The sequence below is a fragment of the Ekhidna sp. genome (assembly GCF_964218185.1).
In the GTDB taxonomy this organism is placed as follows: Bacteria; Bacteroidota; Bacteroidia; order Cytophagales; family Cyclobacteriaceae; genus Ekhidna.
In genome coordinates, this window is the sequence record NZ_CAXPLV010000002.1 from 1 (window position 1) to 20,935 (window position 20,935).

At 42.1% G+C, this 20,935-nt stretch carries 16 protein-coding genes; 14 read left to right on the top strand and 2 right to left on the bottom strand.

All coding sequences use genetic code 11. The features are described from left to right. Positions 1-359: 359 nt before the first annotated feature. The 14 genes from ACEQZT_RS01840 (at position 360) to rplT (ending at position 10,244) form a co-directional block, all read left to right on the top strand. Entirely contained in the window at positions 360-1,079 is a 720-nt protein-coding gene (locus tag ACEQZT_RS01840) for a hypothetical protein (RefSeq protein WP_370086654.1), read from the top strand. A gap of 25 nt (positions 1,080-1,104) precedes the next feature. Further along, on the top strand, positions 1,105-1,554 hold the full coding sequence (locus tag ACEQZT_RS01845; protein ID WP_370086656.1) for a hypothetical protein: 450 nt from the start codon (positions 1,105-1,107) through the stop codon (positions 1,552-1,554). Beyond that, complete coding sequence (locus ACEQZT_RS01850) at positions 1,555-1,923, top strand: MmcQ/YjbR family DNA-binding protein (protein WP_370086658.1); 369 nt, start codon at positions 1,555-1,557, stop codon at positions 1,921-1,923. Next, complete coding sequence (locus tag ACEQZT_RS01855; RefSeq protein WP_370086660.1) at positions 1,913-2,197, top strand: GNAT family N-acetyltransferase; 285 nt, start codon at positions 1,913-1,915, stop codon at positions 2,195-2,197. The genes ACEQZT_RS01850 and ACEQZT_RS01855 overlap by 11 nt, the downstream gene beginning before the upstream one ends. A 51-nt stretch (positions 2,198-2,248) precedes the next feature. Continuing rightward, positions 2,249-2,935: an SGNH/GDSL hydrolase family protein gene (locus tag ACEQZT_RS01860; RefSeq protein WP_370086662.1), complete on the top strand. Its 687-nt coding sequence runs from the start codon at positions 2,249-2,251 to the stop codon at positions 2,933-2,935. Between the two features lie 95 nt (positions 2,936-3,030). After that, positions 3,031-3,810, top strand: a complete 780-nt coding sequence (locus ACEQZT_RS01865; RefSeq protein WP_370086664.1) for a hypothetical protein — start codon at positions 3,031-3,033, stop codon at positions 3,808-3,810. Then, positions 3,752-4,795: a glycosyltransferase family 2 protein gene (locus tag ACEQZT_RS01870; protein WP_370086666.1), complete on the top strand. Its 1,044-nt coding sequence runs from the start codon at positions 3,752-3,754 to the stop codon at positions 4,793-4,795. Before ACEQZT_RS01865 ends, ACEQZT_RS01870 begins: the two co-directional genes overlap by 59 nt. A 59-nt stretch (positions 4,796-4,854) precedes the next feature. After that, positions 4,855-5,139: a hypothetical protein gene (locus ACEQZT_RS01875; protein ID WP_370086668.1), complete on the top strand. Its 285-nt coding sequence runs from the start codon at positions 4,855-4,857 to the stop codon at positions 5,137-5,139. Beyond that, positions 5,139-5,915 carry an XRE family transcriptional regulator gene (locus ACEQZT_RS01880; protein ID WP_370086670.1) on the top strand — a complete coding sequence of 259 codons (777 nt, stop codon included), beginning with the start codon at positions 5,139-5,141 and terminating at the stop codon, positions 5,913-5,915. The genes ACEQZT_RS01875 and ACEQZT_RS01880 overlap by 1 nt, the downstream gene beginning before the upstream one ends. Positions 5,916-5,957: 42 nt before the next feature. Further along, complete coding sequence (locus tag ACEQZT_RS01885; RefSeq protein WP_370086672.1) at positions 5,958-7,025, top strand: tetratricopeptide repeat protein; 1,068 nt, start codon at positions 5,958-5,960, stop codon at positions 7,023-7,025. Beyond that, complete coding sequence (gene thrS, locus ACEQZT_RS01890) at positions 7,025-8,968, top strand: threonine--tRNA ligase (RefSeq protein WP_370086674.1); 1,944 nt, start codon at positions 7,025-7,027, stop codon at positions 8,966-8,968. The genes ACEQZT_RS01885 and thrS overlap by 1 nt, the downstream gene beginning before the upstream one ends. Positions 8,969-9,039: 71 nt before the next feature. Continuing rightward, positions 9,040-9,594: a translation initiation factor IF-3 gene (gene infC, locus ACEQZT_RS01895; protein ID WP_370087133.1), complete on the top strand. Its 555-nt coding sequence runs from the start codon at positions 9,040-9,042 to the stop codon at positions 9,592-9,594. 26 nt (positions 9,595-9,620) lie between these two features. Next, positions 9,621-9,815, top strand: coding sequence for a 50S ribosomal protein L35 (gene rpmI / locus ACEQZT_RS01900; RefSeq protein ID WP_349567321.1), 195 nt, complete (start codon positions 9,621-9,623; stop codon positions 9,813-9,815). 87 nt (positions 9,816-9,902) lie between these two features. Continuing rightward, positions 9,903-10,244, top strand: a complete 342-nt coding sequence (gene rplT / locus ACEQZT_RS01905; protein WP_370086676.1) for a 50S ribosomal protein L20 — start codon at positions 9,903-9,905, stop codon at positions 10,242-10,244. 156 nt (positions 10,245-10,400) lie between these two features. On the opposite strand, the gene ACEQZT_RS01910 is transcribed toward rplT, so the two are convergent. Both ACEQZT_RS01910 and ACEQZT_RS01915 read right to left on the bottom strand, forming a co-directional pair. Continuing rightward, on the bottom strand, positions 10,401-14,360 hold the full coding sequence (locus ACEQZT_RS01910) for a T9SS type A sorting domain-containing protein (RefSeq protein ID WP_370086678.1): 3,960 nt from the start codon (positions 14,358-14,360) through the stop codon (positions 10,401-10,403). Positions 14,361-14,540: 180 nt separating this feature from the next. Continuing rightward, positions 14,541-20,882, bottom strand: a complete 6,342-nt coding sequence (locus ACEQZT_RS01915; protein WP_370086680.1) for a T9SS type A sorting domain-containing protein — start codon at positions 20,880-20,882, stop codon at positions 14,541-14,543. Positions 20,883-20,935 lie beyond the last annotated feature (53 nt).

Below are 20,935 nucleotides of genomic sequence, written 5' to 3' on the forward strand. Positions count from 1 at the left end.
ACCTAATTTCAAAACCACATTGCCAGTGTGCTTTAAAGTGCGTCTGTCACACTGAGCTTTTCGAAGTATGTGTTAGGCTATAAAAGCGTGGTTGTCATGCTGAGTCTATCGAAGTATGTGGGTGGGCGTTCATAATAGATCCTTCGTTTCACTCAGGATGACATCCGGAATAATGAACGTCATCGCGAGCATTGCGAAGTATATCGGGTTGGGGATCGTCCCATTCATTATATCAGAACACCCCTTCGTCCTCTAAAACCTACCCTTTATTCATTGGTTTAGCTTTTTCTTCACCATTGATATTAGTTTTATTCTTTTTGCCATATCAGTAATATTATCTTCTAGCAGATACATTGTTTATGAAATACCTAATAACCACCCTGTTTATCACGTCCACGCTGTTGGGACTATCACAATCAACAAATACATTGATAGTTGGTCTCGCTGACGGGACTACACTTTACCCCACTACTTTAAAGTATAAAACACCCACCTTCGGTGAAAGTCATTTATTGCTCAACAAAGAGCGAAAGATTTCATTGGATCAGGTCCGTTATTATCAGGATGACTCAGGCTACTATATTTTTGATCGAGTAGATGGATACAGTCAAACTCGCCTCAAGCGCGAAATAGTAGGGAAGGTGAGTACATATTCACGAGTTATCAGTACATATACCCCAGGAATGGGTATGCCGGGCACACCCGGAGCAACCATGGGGACCTTTAATTCTACAAAGGTTGAGTATTTCAAAAAAGGAACTGAAAGTATCCGTAAAATCAATTATGAAAATCTTCGTGGCGCTCTTGCCGATAATCAAAATAGCATGGCTAAACTAGCACGAGTAAAGTCTCTGAAACGATTGAATACTTTCGCTTATGTTGGTGGTGGTGCTTTGCTTGTCGCCGGGCTTGTTCACATGGCAAACCTAAATAAGACTGAAGGGCCACCACCTTATGATGCCGAAATGAAATTTTCTCCCTTAATTTTTGTTGGGGCAGCAGCATTTACCATCCCATTATTTACAGGAAAAGCTAAAAATGATAAGCTTCGTGAGGCCATAGAAATCTACAATCAATAATTCATATAATTTATTCTATTCAAAGATGAAACACTTAATCACCGCACTTTTACTGTTATTTTCATTACAAATATTCTCCCAACAGCAAGATTTGAAAATTGAGAAGGGGAGATTTTACATCAACGATGAAGTAACCTCTCTCAATAATTTTGTTAACGCTATGCAGTCCAATGAGGAAGCTTATAAGCTAGCACTAAAAGGCAAATCCGGATATTCTACCGGCAATGTCCTTGGTTTCATCGGAGGCTTTATGATAGGCTGGCCCATTGGAACGGCTATTGGAGGTGGTGACCCCAATTGGGCTATCGCTGGAGGTGGGGCAGCTGTTCTTGTAATAGCAATTCCAGTTATGTCATCGGCATCAAAAAAATTGAAAGAGGCCGTGGATATTTATGAAGGTAGTTCCAATGCTCAAGCCAGAAAACTGGATTTGAAGGTTATGCCTAATCAAATAGGTTTTGTATATTCATTTTAAATGAACATCGAAGAATATCGGGACTACTGCCTGGCCAAGCCCGGCACTACGGAGCACACGCCTTTTGGTCCCGATACACTTGTATTTAAGGTGATGGGAAAGATGTATGCACTCACCGGAATTGAATCTTTCGAATTTATCAACCTGAAGTGTGACCCTGAGTATGCGATCGAACTTCGTGAAAAGTATGATGGTTCTATACGACCCGGCTATCACATGAATAAGCAGCAGTGGAACTCGGTGTATACCGATGGTGCAGTCCCGGATGATTTAATTAGACAGCTTATTGACGATAGCTACGATCTTATAGTCGCCAAATTGCCAAAAAAATTAAAAGAAGAGCTAAAAGAGTTAAGTGATGAGCATTAAAATACAACACGAAGAAACCGAATCAAAAGGTGTCTACTTCGTCGAGGTGAACGGGGAGAGGGTTGCCGAGATGACTTATTCAAAAGCTGGGACAGATCGTATTATCATCGATCACACGGAGGTTGATGACTCAATGCGTGGTACCGGGCTTGGGAAGAAACTGGTGATTACAGCTGTGGAAGATGCTCGAAAGAATGGAATCAGCATCATTCCCCTTTGCTCGTACGCCAAATCCGTGTTTGAGCGAAATGAAGAATTGCGAGACGTACTCTAAACACTACCTACATGCGATTAAAAATATTTAATTTGCATAAAATCCCTAATCATGCGTTTCTTAACCATTCTTTCCCTACTTATTTTCACAGCGTGCGCGACACAAAAATCTGAACCTATGACTGAAAATGGATTCATTCACTTGGCTTTGGGTGATTCTTACACCATTGGAGAGGCTGTAAATGTGGATAAGCGCTGGCCTGTTCAGTTGGCAAAACGTCTAAGAAAAGACTCTATCCAGGTAGATCCGGTCATTGTCGCCACTACTGGCTGGACGACTGACGAGCTGAAATCTGGAATCATCAAGGCAGATGTGGAGGGCACCTATGATTTTGTTTCCTTGCTTATCGGAGTAAATAATCAATATCGAGGCTATCCGATTGATCAATATGAGCGGGAGTTTAAAGAACTATTAGATCAGGCTATTCAGTTTGCCGGAGGAAATCCTTACAATGTGATGGTGATCTCTATCCCGGACTATGGTGTTACTCCATTTGCTTCAAAGAAATTACTGGATGCCGAAAAGATTGCCAGGGAATTGGACAACTACAATGCAATAGCTGAGAAGAATGCAAAGCTGCGGGATGTGAAGTTTATAGACATCACACCAGGTTCCCGAAAAGCGAAAGACGATCCATCACTGATCGCATCTGATGGTTTACATCCCTCAGGCAAGATGTACAAAATGTGGGTGGATCAGATGTATGAACACGTATTTAACAACCTTTCATCCAGATAAATCTACTAAAAGTTCAATTTCGTCGTTGATTCATACGAATAAAAGAAAATACACCTATTTTTGATCCAAATCACTGCTTGTCACAACCAATCTCTATGAAGAGGCTGATCGTCGTTTTGTGTTATGCTTCTCTGATGTCTTGTCAGGACAAGGTGATATGCTCTGCCTATCAGAGTACCTACATTTTGGACGATTCCACCCGAAATGCTTATTTCTCCTACGTATGGCAGCTGGACGAAAACACACGATCTCAGTTTCTTGCTCAGCAGCGAGGAGGCAATGCAGAAGATACTTTGGGAGTAGTGGCTCAGCCCAAAACGGACTATTATGCCTATGCAGGTGAAAAAGTTGTGCCATGGCGGGTTCAAAACAAAACGAAGTACGGAATCATTAAGCCGGCATGGACGCCCATTAAGAAATACCAGATGCGCACGGCCCCTATGGAGAATGTGCTAGCTCCTGAGCCTATCACCAATGATTTTGTAGCCTCTGATTTCACAGATTCATTGGGTGTTGATTCTATGGCTGTGGCGATGGATTCAGTCAAGGTGGAGCCTGCAGTGGCGAAGCAGGAGACAAAATATTTGTATGGCTATGATCCCTCGGATAATTTCAATGTGGAGCAAGAGTATTACAATAGGTACTTTGGATATAAGTTAGTTGATAATAGACCTAAGCCTCAACCAGTTGCTGCTGACTCACTTGGATCAGTTCCGGATTCACTGCAAACCAAAGAGCCATTCTTCAAAGGGCTGTTCAAGAAGAAGAAAAAAGATGTGACCACTGACTCACCAGCAGAAGAATCAGAAGCTCCTGTTGAAGAAGCAGAGGAGGGCCTCACGCCTGAAGAAGAGAATGAGGGAGGTGATGGCTAGCACCAATCCACTGGTCTCAGTAATTATTCCATTTTTTAATGCTCCATTTTTGAAAGAAGCTATCGAAAGCATTCTTTCTCAGTCCTTCACAGATTTTGAATTACTCCTTGTGGACAATGCCAGTACTGATCAATCAGTTCAGGTTGGAAAATCATACGCATCACATCCAAAAGTTTGGCTGCTCGAAGAATCAAGGCAGGGAGTGGTCTTCGCGATGAATACCGGTATTCAAGCTGCGAGAGGTCAGTATATTGCTCGGATGGATGCTGATGACATTTCACTTCCCGACCGGCTGAAATGGCAGGTTGACAAACTGCAGTCAGATTCGTCCCTTGGTGTGGTTTCTGGACTAGTGGAATACGTGGGAGAAGAATCCAACGAAGGTTTTATTCACTATGTCGATTGGCTCAATTCGATTCAAACCAATGCAGACATTTATTTAAATCAGTTTGTGGAGTTCCCAATGGCGAATCCTTCAAAGATGTTCCGAAAATCAGTATTTGATGAGTATGGAATGTATAGGGAGGGCGACTTCCCGGAGGATTATGAATTCTTTCTTCGCCTACAGAGTCATGGAGTTCGTATGGAAAAGGTAACTCAGCCTGTCTTGAAGTGGAGAGACTCTTCAACACGTTTAACTCGAACTGACCCACGATACTCCCAGGACGCATTCTTCCGTATAAAAGCGAAATACCTGACATGCTGGCTCCAAAAGAAGAATCCGCACCATCCCAATATATTTATTTGGGGAGCAGGCCGGCTGTCCAGACGCAGAAGTGACTATTTGCTAAGTGAGGGTATAAACGTCCTTAGCTACATCGATTTAAAAAAAAGCAAAAAGACCATCCACTTTAGTGAGCTTCCTGATCCGGGTTCGTGTTTTGTGGTATCGTATGTAGCCAATCGGGGAGCAAGGGAAGAAATTCGCTCTTTTCTAAATGAGAGAGGCTTCAAGGAGGGGATTGATTACATTCTCGCATCTTAAATTCTAAAAATTTTAGTATTTAATATTTTTTACTAAATTTATCATCAAAATAGCAATCCATGCCGGCAAGCAAAGATTTGATATTAGATGATTATTACAAACTTCGGATTACCTCCAAGAAGCTTAGCTCAGGGAGGTATCAAGTCAAATTTTATGCGACTGTACAGCAAAACAAGCAGCTGTATGGATATGTCCTCGTTGAAGCGGACGAAACGCTTAAATCGGTCATAAGCCGAATCAGAAGACGCTTAAAAGACATAGACTATAGTGCAGAGTATCGAAACTTTCACCTATTTAATGTCGGGCAGGATTCTCAACCTTCAAATGTGATGATTTTTCAATAATGGCTCGAATACCAAAAAACATAAAGTACCTCCGCAAAAAAAAGGGATTTACTCAGGAGACTTTCGCCCAGGCTTTAGGCATCAACAGACCATCTGTAGGAGCCTATGAAGAAGGTCGGGCTGACCCAAGACTCACGACACTTTCTAAAATGGCGGAGCTTTTTGAGGTTTCTGTTGATGAACTAATCAATGAGGACCTCACGAAAGAAAACAGGATTCCGAAACAAAATGTAAAAATCCTGGCTGTTACTGTAGATGAGAATGCAGATGAAGAGTTCATTCAACTGGTGCCCACAAAAGCAGCTGCAGGCTACACCAATGGCTATGCAGATCCGGAGTATCTAACGGACTTGCCTCGGTTTCATCTACCCGTACTTCCAAAAGGAGGAACATATCGTGCTTTTGAGATAGCAGGTGATTCCATGCTACCCCTAGTGTCAGGAAGCATCGTGATAGGAAAGTACGTTGAGCAATTGGATTATATCCGGAATGGAAACACCTATGTATTGGTGACACAATCCGAGGGTGTCGTTTATAAGCGAGTGTTCAATTACATCGAAGAGAAAGGTAAGCTCTTTTTGGTTTCAGATAACAAGTCATTCAGTGCCTACGAACTTGATCCGGCAGAAGTGATGGAGATATGGGAAGCCAAGGCATACATCTCTGTAGAGTTTCCTGATCCTAATACGACCAACGACCTATCTATGGATCAACTAATGAACATGATTGGAAACTTACGAACTGAAGTGGATCAGTTGAAGAAGAGTTCTGATTAAAGGCTGAATTCCTCTACTTTCAATTTAACTTTGAATCCACTTATGCGTGGATTCATTTTAGCATTGATTTTAGTCGGAGCGGCTTGTTCTTCTCCTCAGAAGGACAGGATTGTTGTACCCACCTTGCACGCTGGTTTTTACAATGATGCGCTTGAACGAATCAATGATAAGCTGGAGTCTGACCCGGACAATGATCGACTGATAGATCAGAAGCTTTTTTACTGTGATCAGCTAGGTTGGCCTACGACTTGCATTTCTGCATTAGATACCTATAAGCAGAAACATGGAATGACCAATCAACTGGTGGAGCAGTACATCGTCTATTATATTCGTCACAAAAGATACCAATTGCTGCTCGATGTAATCGAAAGATGGGGACAGGAATATCATCTGGCTGATAAATACATTAAGACATATATTGAGAGTTTGACACGTCTCGGTAAGCGAAAGAGAGCAGAGTTAGAATTACGTATTTTTCTTAAGAATCATCAATCCTTAGATGATCTTGAATTCGCTTCCACCCAATACCTAAGGTTAAAGGATACGTTGATGGCTGCCTACAATCTACGAAAGGTATACCAGATGAACCCTGAGAGTGATTTGATGTGGAACTATGGCAACATACTTGTAAACCTTGGCTACAACGATGAAGGCCTGAGTGTACTGGATGACTATGTTAATGAAAAGAAGGATGATTTTGATATCCAGCTTCAATATGCCTGGCTTTTGGAAAAGTCTAATCGTTTATTCGATGCACGAAAAGTGATAAAACCTTTCAGTGAAAGGGATACGATCTCATATCTGCTGGTGGAATGGTACAAGAAGGATCAGATGTGGGATTCAGCAACCTATGTATTGAATGAAGCTATAGCCTCAGATTCATCTGATAGAAAGCCAATCTGGAAACTTGGCAGGATGTATGAAGACAGAGGTTGGTTGCTCACCTCTTTGCCATACTACGAGTATTTGCTGGAGTTAAACTCAAATGACACATTAGCCCGGCAAAGAATAGACCTTATACAGCGAAAAATTGCATATTTGCAGCGCTTAAAATTTGAGGAGAATAAGACTCCCACATTAGAATTACAACCTAAAAAAATAGAGAATTAATGAGTGATCAAATCACCATTACACTGCCGGATGGATCGAAGAGATCTTATGATAAGGGGGCAACTGCACTTGATGTAGCTCAGAGCATTAGCGAAGGGCTGGCAAGAAATGTATTAGCGGCTAAAATAAACGGAGAGGTGAGGGATTCATTTCGCCCCATCGAAGATGATGCAGAGCTGCAACTCCTAACATGGAATGATGATGAAGGTAAGTCTACGATGTGGCACTCTTCAGCTCACCTCATGGCTGAAGCGCTGGAAGCGCTCTATCCCGGAATCAAATTGGGTATTGGGCCTCCCATTGAAAATGGATTCTATTACGATATAGATTTTGAAGGAATAGATTTCGATGCAGATAATCTGGCCGCCATCGAGAATAAAATGCTTGAACTGGCTCGAGAGAAAAATGAGTTTGTTCGGAAGGACATATCTAAAGCTGATGCCATTTCCTATTACACTGAGAAAGGCGATGAGTACAAGCTTGAGCTAATTGATGGACTGGAAGACGGGAACATCACCTTTTACACACAAGGCAACTTCACAGACCTGTGCCGTGGACCGCATATCCCTCATACCGGCTACATCAAGGCTGTAAAAATTCTTAACGTGGCAGGTGCCTACTGGCGTGGAGACGAAAACAGAAAGCAGCTGACGAGGCTTTATGCGATCTCTTTCCCGAAACAAAAAGAACTTAAGGAATACTTAGAGTTACTCGAACAAGCCAAGCTTAGAGATCACCGAAAAATAGGGAAGGAACTGGAGCTATTTACTTTTTCTGAAAAAGTAGGAAAGGGGCTTCCGCTATGGCTACCGAAGGGTGCTGTGCTTAGAGAACGTCTGGAAAATTTCATGCGTAAAGCTCAGCTTAAGGCTGGGTATGACCAGGTGGTTTCACCACACATTGGTGGCAAGGAACTGTATGTGACGTCTGGTCACTATGCTAAATATGGGGAAGATTCATTCCAGCCCATTAAGACTCCAGCCGAAGATGAGGAGTTCTTGCTAAAACCAATGAACTGTCCGCACCACTGTGAGATATATAAAGCGAAACCAAGGTCCTATAAAGATCTTCCAATTCGCTATGCAGAGTTTGGGACGGTCTACCGATACGAGCAGAGTGGAGAGCTGCATGGACTAACGCGTGTGAGAGGTTTTACGCAGGATGATGCTCACATCTTCTGTCGTCAGGATCAGGTGAAGGAGGAGTTTGCCAAGGTGATTGATCTGGTCCTACATGTGTTCGGAGCACTTGGTTTTGGTGACTTTACTGCTCAGGTTTCATTAAGAGATCCTGAGAATCCCGATAAATACATTGGTAAGGAGGAAGACTGGGAGCGAGCTGAGCGTGAGATACAGGAAGTGGCTGATGAGAAGGAGTTGGATACCGTTGTGGAATATGGAGAAGCTGCATTCTACGGACCTAAGCTTGATTTCATGGTGAAAGATGCATTAGGCAGAAAATGGCAGCTTGGAACCATTCAGGTTGATTACAGTTTACCTAATCGATTTGAACTTGAGTATGTAGGTAGTGACAATCAGAAGCACCGGCCGGTGATGATTCACCGCGCACCTTTTGGATCTATGGAGCGTTTCATCGCCATCCTGATTGAAAACTGTGCGGGAGATTTTCCACTTTGGTTAGCACCAGAGCAGATTGCAATTCTTCCTATCTCAGAGAAATATCATGATTATGCAAAGGAAGTTTTCCTTGAGATGCAGGAGAATGATATCCGTGGCTTCATTGATGAGCGTGATGAAAAAATAGGAAAGAAGATTCGGGATGCTGAAGTGAAAAAGATACCATATATGCTCATTGTAGGAGAGAAAGAATCAGCTGATGGAGCTGTTTCTGTACGACAGCATGGCGAAGGAGATATTGGATCGATGAAAAAGGACGAATTTGTTCGTTTTTTCAACGATAAAGTGGCTGAACTTACCAAATGAGTTTTGTTAAGAGCAAATAATCACGATATTTGCGTTTTGTTTTTAATGTTCAACTAAAATAAAGGAGTACAATCGCTAAACTAAGAAGAAGAGGTCCTTCCAGAATCAGAAAAGAAGAACCTTACAAGGTAAACGAAAAGATCACTGCACGAAAGGTAAGAGTGGTTGGAGATAATGTGAAGGTTGATGTTTACCCAATCGAACAGGCCATAAAAATTGCTCAAGAGCAAAATCTGGACTTGGTGGAAATTTCACCAAATGCAGACCCACCTGTTTGCAAAGTGATAGACTACTCTAAGTTCAAGTACGAACAGAAGAAGAAGCAAAAAGAAATTAAGGCTAAAGCGCAAAAGACTGTCATAAAGGAAATTCGCTTTGGGCCTAATACCGATGACCATGATTTCAACTTCAAATTGAATCATGCCATCAAATTTTTGAAAGACGGAGCGAAGGTGAAAGCATACGTTCACTTCTACGGAAGAACGATCGTATTTAAAGACAGAGGAGAGATCCTACTTTTAAAGTTTGCGCAAGCACTTGAAGAGTATGGAAAAGTGGAGCAGCTTCCTAAGATGGAGGGAAAGCGAATGATTTTGTTCGTAGCACCGAAGCAGTTAAAGAAGTAATTAAAGTAGAATAGAATAAAGTAGAAATGCCGAAACTTAAAACAAACTCCAGCGCTAAGAAGCGATTTAAGCTTACCGGAACTGGAAAAATTAAAAGAAAGCATGCATTCAAAAACCACATTCTGACCAAGAAGGAGACGAAGCAGAAGCGAAATCTTCGATACATGGCAGTAGTGGATAAGGCGGATGAACCAAACATCAAGCGTCTTTTGAATCTGTAATTTTTTAATTGGTTAAATGTAAAACCCGGTTATTGGTTGAAAGACACTGAGTGAAAACAGTGCACCAATCGCCAAAACAAAACAAAAATGAGATCAGTAAATCATGTAGCTTCAAGAGCTCGTCGTAAAAAGATGATGAAGCACGCCAAAGGATACTTTGGCAGAAGAAAAAACGTTTGGACTGTGTCCAAAAATGCCATTGAAAAAGGATGGCAGTATGCTTATCGAGATAGAAAAGCTAAGAAAAGAGAATTTAGAGCGCTTTGGATTCAGCGAATCAACGCTGGAGCAAGAGAGCACGGGATGTCTTACTCTGTATTCATGGGTAAACTGAATGCAAAAGGTATCGAGATCAACAGAAAGGCACTTGCAGATTTAGCAATGAATGAGCCTAAAGCTTTCAAAGCTGTTGTTGACGCAGTGAAGTAAGATTAGCACCAATGATTTTAAAAAGCCTGACAGTGATGTCAGGCTTTTTTGTTGCTATAAGTTTTTGTATTGAATCTCAACTCCATGGGAGAATGATTGAAACAATAAACCCCAACTGACGGTTGAGGCTTTTCTCTCCTCATACTTAAATGTATCTTATCTAATCACCAATCGTTTGATGGTATTTACATCAGGTCCTTGCACTCGAATTAGGTACATTCCGCTCTCAAGGTTAGTCACATCAAATGTATGAGTGCTCATTCCTTCCTCATACCTGATCGATCTGAGAACTGTTCCTCCTAATGTAATTAGCTCTACCTGAGTGGCAATGCCATCATTTACTCTTATTGTTGCTCTCTCGTCAGTTGGGTTAGGGTAGATGCTGACGGATACACCATCAAAAGCACCCAGACTTACTCTTTTTATCTCAGAGTATTCAAACTGACCATCGAAATCAACTTGTTTCAAGCGATAGTAGCTAAAGCCTGATTTCAAGCCCGTGTGTGTAAAAGAGTACTCATTTACTTCGCTTGTGGTACCATTACCTTCTACTTCACCAATATTTTCAAACGATAGCCCATCCGTGGAATACTCCACCTCAAAGTGGTCATTGTTGATTTCCTGTGCTGTGATCCAAACTAGTTTAGCAGCCTGATTATTTAGGGTTACGTCAAAGCTTATTAACTCAACAGGTAGTGGTGTTGAGGTAATATCTGTGGAGGTAATTCGCCAGTCTCCTGCTATTTGAGCTGATGTTACTCCAGATCTATTAGCTGTTGGATTGGTTGACGACCCGGTGGCAGCTACATGAGTACCAACAGCAGTCACCGTGGTTGCACCATTGTTTTTCGCCAGTCTGTAATCATCTAATGTGCCTGAGCTGAACCCTGTCATTGTAATACTTACATCATATGTCCCACCAGTGGATGCGTTGGTGATATCAAATGAGGAATTATCCTTCACTTCAATATCCGTTCCTCCGTCATCATAGACTGGGGACAATTCAGTTGTGCCTGCGAAATCAGTGTGATTCACGCTAACTATTCCAGCACCTGTTTGACTTACCGTACTATTAAATTCGACTGGTCGGTAGGATGTAGCAGACGAAGTTCCCATTGGGAAGAGGCCGTAATGATTTCCTGATGAGCTTGTAACGGCTGTTGATGCTGGCCAATATCGTTCCAGAGTTCCACCATATACCCAGTTGGTAGTCGTGCTTGCAGTGCGGGAAAGGGTGGAAGCTCCTCCATTTCCTAAAGTCAGAGTAAATCCGTTCAAATTCAAGATGCCCTCTGTCATGGTTAGGGTGTTTGTAACCGTGACATCATCAAATAATGTAAGTGCTGGAATGGATGATGACGTGTTATTAAATATGAGATTGTAATATGTGAAATCAGCAACTGTCTGTGGAGATGAGCCATTATACTCTATCGTTCCTGTGCTGGCTGTCAAATCTCCATCATCGGAATCCAGGAAATCACCGGCAACCTGTAGTAATCCAGCTCCGGAAAAAGTAATAAATGCAGTTTGTCTAACTCCTAAAAAGTCAGGTCCGTTGTTGGTTGCATCCCCTGTTACTGTAGCTGTTCCAGTAGAAATTGTTAGTTCTGATACAGCTCCTGCCGCAAATGCTGGAATGAAGATTAAGTCTACGGTATTTAATGTTCCTGCTCCAACATTTAATGTGTTGGTGTCTCCATCATCTGAGCCAATATTTACTGCGTCTGAAACATCTAATGTGTTTCCGGAATTAATGGTTAATGTATTGGTATTACCAACTCCAGTTTCATATTCAATAAATGAGCATGCGGCATTAGCGGTAACAGTAATGGTAAATCCCCCGCCAATTCGCGCGATATCTCCAGCGATGGGGAAGGTACCAGAATTTGTAGCATTCCCATAATCAACAGTTGACCAACTGGTCAATAAATTCCAATTTCCGGTCTGGCGTGCATAATAAATGGTATTCGTAACGGTTACAATGCCGGAAGTTGCAGCAAAATAGGTGTCGTTTTGATTGACAGCTGCGGAACTAGAACTACCCCAGGTGCCAGGGGTTTGCCCGCCCCCGTCAAAAGCTAATGTTTTAGCGGTGTGAGTCAATATTGTACCGAGATTTGCAACACCTCCATTGTTGATAGAAAAAGTAGCATTGACAGTTGTTGCAAAATTTAGGGTGGTTGTAGATCCGTCTATGGTCAGGTTATTGAAAGTTGTAGCATTTGTTCCTCCAATGGTTTGGGTAGTGCCATCAAGTGTTATCGTGGTTCCGGTTGGTGTAAATGTTGCTCCGTTGTTATTCCAGTCACCTGCTAATGTGTGTGTATAAGAACCTCCAATGAATATTAGACCAGAGCCTAGAGTGAAATCACCATTGATGTCAATTGCGCCAGCAGCAGTTTTGTTTCCACCACCCGACAGAATCAGGTTATTATACGCAAGATTGCTGATGGATTGATCACCGGAACCATTAAACTCGACAGTGCCTGCTCCTGCAGTAAAAGTTACTACGTCTGCTTCCAGAAAATCTCCTGCTACCTGCAGCAACCCTGTCCCAGTAAAATTAATTACCGGGAAGAAAAGGCTAGCTTCGGTGGTCATGTCCCCGGTAACTGTAACTGTACCATCATCTATGATCAGTTGATTTTCTCCAAATAACCCACCACCTTCAAAAAAAATATTTGCTGCATTTAAGGTGCCGTCTCCAACATTAACTGTATTTACATCGCCCGAAAAAAATGAAGTTCTTGGAATTGTAACTGTTCCTGACACATCGAGTGTATTACCAGTTCCTATGGCAAGTGTGGGTGAATTACCATTATTTGCTAAAAATGATACCGAACCGCACGCTGAATTTACATTGACAGTGATGGTAAGATTGGAGCCTCCAATATTTACAATATCACCTGCCTGAGGGAATGTACCACTTGCATTTGTAGCATTTCCATAAGTCACAGTGGACCAGGTAGCTGCAGCGTTCCAATTTCCTGTTTGGCGACTGTAGAAAGTTGTAGGCCCATCAATTGCTGTTGTGATTATTCCAGTAGATGCGGCAAAGAAAGTATCGTTTGTATTTGCTGCCGCAGAGCTGGTACTACCCCAGGTACCGGCTGTTTGTCCCACATTGTCTAGCGATAATGCATTAGCTGTGTGATCAGTAAACGCACCTAAATCAGCGACCACACCTGCGATATTGAGGGTGCCATTAATTGTAGTTGATAATCCAAAAGTTTTGGTTCCAGTACCACTTAAGGTTAGATTGTTGAATGTGGTGCTATTAGTGCCTCCAATGTTCTGACCTGCTCCATTTAAGTTAATTGTGCTTCCGGTAACATCTAATGTGCCGCTATTATTTATCCAATCTCCGGAAATGCTATGTGTGAAAGAACCAAGATCGAGTGACCCTCCGGTATTGAGTGTGAAATCTCCACCAATTGTAAGATCTCCATCCACTTCCGAATCCCCACTTCCTGAAAATGTAACATTGTTATAGTTGTACTCGCTACTGATGGTTTGATTGTTTCCGTTGAAATTTACTGTACCAGTAGCAGGAGTGAGGTCACCACCAGAGATGAAGCCCTCAAGATTAAGCGTTCCGGCACCCGTAAAAGTTATATCGTTGACACCAAAGAATCCCGTACCCATTATTATATCTCCGGAAACATTAACAGTACCTGTTGAAATCGTTAACTCAGCACCACGGTTAAAGCCTGCACCGGCCGCAATATTGATTGATCCTGCGGTGAGAGTCCCCGCATTCACAGCTAATATCTTGTAATCACCGTTTCCAGTTCCACTATTGATTGTTACTGCATTTGTTACCGTAAGACTGTTTGAGCCACTTATTGTGAGGTTTTGGTCTGTTCCTCCACCATTTATGGTTAGTGAATTACATACAGCAGCAGTGTTGACGGTAATTGTTACAGTGACGTTGTTAGGAATGACAACATCGTGTGCGGCTGTAGGCACAAGGTTTAGTGACCAGTTTGCGGCAGTGTTCCAGTTTGCGTTAGATGATCCGTCCCAGGTGTTGGTTTGAGCAAAGAGGGATGATGTGATCAGAGTAATCACAATGTAGGTAAAACCAGTGATTAACTTTTTAATTTTCGTCAGCATATTTTCGGTGATATACTCAAATATATGCACAACGTATTAGCATTTGATAATTTTTTCGATAAATGCCTTTGTTTCAGGACTTTATGAGCTATTTCATCGGTCAAGCTTAGTTTATTGAATATAAAAAAGCCCCAACCGAGTGACGGTTGAGGCTTTTCTCTCCTCATACTTAAACATATCTTATCTAATCACCAGTCTTTTGATGGTTTTTACATCAGGCCCTTGCACTCTAATTAGGTACATACCGCTCTCAAGGTTTGTTACATCAAATGTGTGAGACGTCATGCCTTCTTCATATCTGATGGACTTAAGAACGGTTCCACCTAATGTAATTAGCTCTATTTGAGTGGCAATACCATCATTTACTCTTATTGTTGTTCTCTCGTCGGTAGGGTTAGGGTAGATGCTGATAGACACGTCTTCAAAAGCACCCAGACTTACTCTTTTTATCTCAGAGTATTCATACTGACCATCAAAATCAACTTGTTTCAGTCGGTAATAGTTGAAGCCTGATTTAAGTCCACTATGTGTAAATGAGTACTCACTTACTTCGTTGGTTGTACCATTTCCTGTCACCTCTCCGATATTTTCAAACTCAAGTCCATCGGTTGAATACTCTATTTCAAAGTGGTCATTGTTGATTTCCTGTGCTGTGATCCACGCCAACTCAGCATTATTGCCATTCTTTAGCGTGACTTTGAAGCTAATAAGTTCAACCGGTAGGGGAGAATCATGATTGTACAAATAATCAGGTACAGAAGCAAATTCTCCGGACTGACCTTGGGTAAAGTCATCAAAATAATTCCCATTTCCATCTGTATCCTCAGCTATTGTCAAGGTACCATCATCATCATCATCATCGTCTCGGAAGTTCGCTAACCCATCTCCATCAGCATTCGGAAGAGAAGCTCCAATACCTCCCTGATTTGGATCAAAAGCGTCCAATATACCATCACCATCCAAATCAATATTGCCTTCATTGGTATCCAAAATAAGATCACCGTCATCATCCCATGATGGAGTTCCATCGAAGTTTGAATCGTGTCCTTCAAAAAGATCACCTAGACCTGGGCTGCCAGCGCTATCTCCATCTGAGTCAGTATCTAAATAATCTGGGAATGCATCTCCATCCGTATTAATGATGGTTAATGCCGTTCCTCCGTTATCCGGATCTACCGCATCATTGAGTCCATCTCCATCCGTGTCCACAAAATTGTCCAGGATGCCATCACGGTTATTATCTGCTCCATTATTCTCTGCCGTATCAGTGATACCGTCATTGTCTGAATCTCGATCCAGGAAGTCAGGTAATCCATCATCATAGCCTGTTCCATTATCAGAATCCGGGTTGGCGAGAGCTGTTCCACCATTGTCAGTATCCACATCATTTGCCAGACCATCATTGTCGGTATCATTTGCTGATACATATGATGACAGATAAGCTCCCTCGGAGGTCATATTAGCCGGAAGCGATCCTCCATTCGCCTCTACAGCATCTGGAATTCCGTCATTATCTGAATCCAAATCCTGGTGATTTGGTACTCCGTCAAGGTCATGGTCAAAGTTGTCATTGATACCATCGCTATTGGCATCTTCGAAACCAGCATAATCAGGGTCAAGATAATTTTCAATTCCATCGCCATCTGCATCAGCCGTTGGATCAATCCCATTTCCTTCTTGGGTATCAGTTAATCCATCATTATCACTGTCGTTATCGCTATCATCTTGGACACCATCATTATCTGAATCTTCAGCACAGCTATTGAATGACATTGCATCAATATATGGTGTGCCAGTAATCCGATCAAACCTCAAATATCGAGCTCCACCTGCCGGAACTGTATAATTACTTGTTTGGGTATTAGTTCTTTGAGCAAGTCCTGCATAATTGACTGTATTATTGAAGTTGCCCAGTGTAATTGAAGATGACACGGAAACTTCTGATCCAGCTGCGTTGGATGAAAGTGTTAATGTAATAATCTCCCCTTCAGAGACAATTTCACCCAGATCATATATAAAATATTCACCAGCACCATTTAAGTATGCCATTGCAGTATTATTGTCTGAAGCACTAACATAATCAGGGGCTCCTAAACCAGCAGTCGATCTTTGGTTTACACCACCAGTTTCCTCATCAGCTACTGCTACCGCATACCCTGTTCCAACACTCACTTTACCAGGCCCACATGTGTTACCATTTGATTCAAGGTAATCTGGCGTTCCGTTTGCAGGATTTATGTCCACATTCTCATCTGCTGTAGGAGTGCCGTCCCCATCATCGTCATTATCTCTCCAGTCTGGTTCACTGTCTCCATCTGTATTTTGAAGCACTACTGGGGTAGCATCAAATGTATCATCGATTCCATTATCGTTGGCATCTGTTCCTGAAGGTGTTGCATCAGCCACACCATCGGCATTGTTGTCATTTCCTTCTATTAAGTCTGAAATTCCATCATTATCACTATCTGTGTCCTGAAAGTCTGGTGTGCCGTCTCCATCATGATCATTGCCTGTAATGGCGGTTCCTCCATTATCAGCATCGAAGCTGTCATCAATACCATCCCCATCTGTATCAGTGCCTGAAGGGACTCCAACGTAACCAGCGGTGGTTTGTCCTTCTCTCAAGTCTAGAATTCCGTCTCCATCAGAATCACCATCTCTGTAATCTGGGTTACCATCACCGTCGGTATCCGTAAATGAATCAGGGATACCATTTGCATTGGTATCGGTTCCCACCGATTCGATGGCATCAGGAATACCATCCCCATCTGCATCTGCATCCACTGCATCAGTCAGTCCATCTCCATCAAAATCATTGTTTGGTAGGGGAGTTCCAGCAGTGTAGCTGCCTACTGTATTATCTATGTCATCTACGATTCCATCTCCATCACTGTCGTTGGCAGAGGCATAGGTGGAAGAATATTGTCCATTTTCATCCATGTTGGCAGGTAACACACCATCATTCGCTTCATAAGCATTCGGTATACCGTCTCCGTCACTATCCAAGTCTAATTGATCAGGAATGCCATCTCCATCTAGATCGCTTGCTACGCAATCTGCATAGGTATAGGTGATTGCATCTAGATTATTACCCCTAGCATTTCTTGTAACACGAATGTATCTGGCATCTGCATTAAGGGTATATGCATAGTCTGAAAGAGTATTACTGGAGAGGGGGATGCTTAGGGCATTGCTGAAGGCTACTCCGTCTGTGGATTGTTCAACTATTACTCCAGCATCTGGACCACCAACTTGAAGTTTTGCCAGAGTCAGGTAAATTATTACATCAGCAGGAACGGTTGTGTTCATATCAATTATGATATTATCTCCACTTTGAATTGCAGCTACAGCTCCATCAGGAGCACCAAGTGCATTTGCAGGATTGTTAACACCAGTATTCGTTTGAGAAACACCATTACCTGTTATGAGCGAACAGGCTGCATAGTCAGCATCCGGTATACCATCGTTATTATCATCTAAATCTGCGATGTTCGGAATTCCGTCACCGTCTGGATCATCCGTGAATTGCAAATAATCCGGATTTGGACCACCTTGTGTCATATCATCGGCAAAGTTTCCGTTACCATTGAAATCTTCTGAAGATGTCAACACTCCATCCCCATCATCATCAGTATCCCTATAATCAGGACGTGTATCTGCATCTGTATCTTGATTGGCAGCAGCAACTCCAGTTACACTTCCACAAGGCGCACAATCCGTATCAAAAGCATCATCTAAGCCATCTCCATCTGTGTCTACACCCGAAGCAAGCTGGTCAGCCACACCATCGCTATCCGTATCTCGACTTTCAGTCCTATCAATTATACCATCACCGTCTGAATCTGTATCTCTGTAGTCGCTTGTACCATCTGTGTCTGTGTCAGGTAGAGTAGGAGCAGTACCTCCATTATCTGAGTCATAGCTGTCGTCCCATCCGTCACCATCTGTGTCAGCTCCGGCAGGAGCGGTGAAGCCAGTACTTGACTGAGCTTCTGCATTGTCAGTAATGCCATCACCATCTGCGTCTATATCAAGATAATCGGCGATTCCATCAGCATCAGTATCTCTAGCTCTTTTATTGATACTACCACGCAATAAGGTAGTTCCGAACATATCTGGATCATAGCCATCATGAAAGCCATCGTTGGTATCATCATAGTAGTTGTCTATCTGACCATCATTATCAGCATCAGTTCCACCGGCTTCTACAAGATCAGGTATTCCATCTGCATCGGAATCTAAATCTCTAAAATCATTTATTCCATCCGTATCTGTATCAGGATTGGTAAGTGCCGTTCCGCCAGTAGATGTATCAACATCATCAACTATTCCATCTCCGTCAGAATCATTTGCTAAAGCATAAGCTGGAGAATATGCTCCATCTTCATCCATGTTAGACGGCAAGAACCCTCCGTTTGCTTCCACTGCATTTGGGATACCATCATTGTCAATATCTTTATCAATGTGGTCTGGTACACCATCCAGATCTAAATCTCTTCGATCATCAATTCCATCTCCATTTGAATCAGTAAATCCAGCAAAATCAGCATCCATGTAATCAGGGATACGATCTCCATCAGTATCAAGTGAAGGGTCAACACCGCCACCAGCTACGATATCAGGAATTCCGTCATTATTATCATCAGGGTCATTAATATCAAGTATTTCATCATAGTCATGATCAACTCCACACCAAGTAAAGTCATTTAATCCAATGTATTGAATACTTCCGGGTGTATGATTGGCATAAAATACAACCAATGAGTCAACGGTCTGACCTAAACACAGTCTTACATTTCCATCATAGCCGGCATCATCAGCAAATGCCGTACCCACTATAAAGTTGTTTGAATTAAGCTGTACACTCCTTCCAGGAATAATATTGTCTGTATCCAGAACAATCACATCTCCATCTCTAAAGATGTTTACTGCCATTGAATCAAGGTGAGCGCCACGATCAATATCCAGCAGGTCGAAGCAAAATCCTTCTAAAGGTTTATTAAATAGTACTTTTAATTGGGTCGAGCTTGTGTTCGTGGACAACTGCTGAGATGCGAACACTGAATTTTCTGGATTATGAATTTGCTCACTAATCTCATAATCAACCGCACCTCCACTAGGGTCTATGAAACTAAATGTGATATCTACGTCATCTACAGTAAAAACTGGGCCTGGGGTACTTCCAACTGCGTAGTTTTCAAAGTCAAGTATAAAGCCGTCTTCACATTGTGAAATATAATCAGGAATTCCATCTCCGTTTGCATCAGGAATCTCCGCGCTAGTTAAGATTCCGTCCCCGTCATCATCCGTGTCTCGAAAATCTACAATATCATCGTCATCTACTAAGCTTGCTGCCACAATAGCGCGGCTTCCGGTATTGTTGTTGGCTGTCGATCGACCGTCAATTGTGTCAAAGTTATCGTCAATTCCATCCTCGTCTGCATCAGTACCAGCGAGGGAAGTTACATCACCAATACCATTGAAGTCAATGTCATTACCTTCAATAAAGTCACTTACTCCATCATTGTCAGAATCTGAATCCAAATAGTCATCTGTTCCATCTCCATCAGTATCAGCTGGTAATCCTCCACCTTCTGTGGGGAGATTTTCTACAAAATCAGGAATTCCATCATTGTCTGAATCTAAATCGAGATAATCCGGAAACTGATCATCGTCTGCATCAAATCGATCGTCTGTGTTGTCTCCATTTGCATCCACCCGACCAGGGAAGTCAGCATCGTATACGTTAGGAATTCCGTCAAGATCAAGATCAGTAGCATATCCTTCTACCGTGCTTAATATCCCATCACCATCCGCATCTGTTTCGTCTTCATCCTGGATTCCATCTCCATCAAAATCCATGGAGCAAAAATCAAAATCATAAATTCCGAAATTTTGCGCACCAGCATCAATGTCAGAATTGCCAAATACAATTTCAATACGCTGAATAGCTGTTGGGAAACAAATTTCTACGTTTGAGGGCTCCAAACCACAACAAAACTCTTCATCTATTCCTTCGAATTGGTTAGCACCATTAAATTGAAGATTATTACCATTGATAGTATAGTCAGCCGCTGAAAGAGTAACAGTAGCGCCCAAATAATCAATTCCATTAACAGTAACTAAATCTGCGAAATTTGCCTGATCTGAATCTATATCAAGAAGAGTGAAGCAGAAATCATAAAGCAGATCACCATTAAAATCAATAGTAAATGTGTTGCTTTCAGTGATATTGGCTAAATCTTGGGTAATTACCCAAGCGTCAGGATAGTCAAGGAATCCAATTGGAAATGAGCCTCCAATCGCATCACCAGTTATTCTATTGGTATTACCTGATGCAGTAAAACTAAATGAAACACTCTCTTCAACATAGGTATCTCCAATCACAGGTTCATTACCATCGTATGTATCCCAATCAAAATCTGATCGAATAGGGCAATCATTTTGGCCAAATGTGGAAATCGAGATAAGAAGACCTAATAATAATAAGTAAGTGGATTTTGCAATGACAATAGCTCTCATGGTAATCTTTTAGCGGAAATAGTATAAAATCTACGATTCATCATCACTCATTG

Coding starts and splice junctions, on each gene's coding strand:
- ACEQZT_RS01845 (WP_370086656.1), top strand. CDS start 1,105: ATGAAACACTTAATCACCGCACTTTTACTGTTATTTTCATTACAAATA.
- rpmI (WP_349567321.1), top strand. CDS start 9,621: ATGCCGAAACTTAAAACAAACTCCAGCGCTAAGAAGCGATTTAAGCTT.
- ACEQZT_RS01840 (WP_370086654.1), top strand. CDS start 360: ATGAAATACCTAATAACCACCCTGTTTATCACGTCCACGCTGTTGGGA.
- thrS (WP_370086674.1), top strand. CDS start 7,025: ATGAGTGATCAAATCACCATTACACTGCCGGATGGATCGAAGAGATCT.
- ACEQZT_RS01910 (WP_370086678.1), bottom strand. CDS start 14,360: ATGCTGACGAAAATTAAAAAGTTAATCACTGGTTTTACCTACATTGTG.
- ACEQZT_RS01885 (WP_370086672.1), top strand. CDS start 5,958: ATGCGTGGATTCATTTTAGCATTGATTTTAGTCGGAGCGGCTTGTTCT.
- ACEQZT_RS01875 (WP_370086668.1), top strand. CDS start 4,855: ATGCCGGCAAGCAAAGATTTGATATTAGATGATTATTACAAACTTCGG.
- ACEQZT_RS01915 (WP_370086680.1), bottom strand. CDS start 20,882: ATGAGAGCTATTGTCATTGCAAAATCCACTTACTTATTATTATTAGGT.
- ACEQZT_RS01850 (WP_370086658.1), top strand. CDS start 1,555: ATGAACATCGAAGAATATCGGGACTACTGCCTGGCCAAGCCCGGCACT.
- ACEQZT_RS01865 (WP_370086664.1), top strand. CDS start 3,031: ATGAAGAGGCTGATCGTCGTTTTGTGTTATGCTTCTCTGATGTCTTGT.
- ACEQZT_RS01855 (WP_370086660.1), top strand. CDS start 1,913: ATGAGCATTAAAATACAACACGAAGAAACCGAATCAAAAGGTGTCTAC.
- ACEQZT_RS01880 (WP_370086670.1), top strand. CDS start 5,139: ATGGCTCGAATACCAAAAAACATAAAGTACCTCCGCAAAAAAAAGGGA.
- ACEQZT_RS01860 (WP_370086662.1), top strand. CDS start 2,249: ATGCGTTTCTTAACCATTCTTTCCCTACTTATTTTCACAGCGTGCGCG.
- rplT (WP_370086676.1), top strand. CDS start 9,903: ATGAGATCAGTAAATCATGTAGCTTCAAGAGCTCGTCGTAAAAAGATG.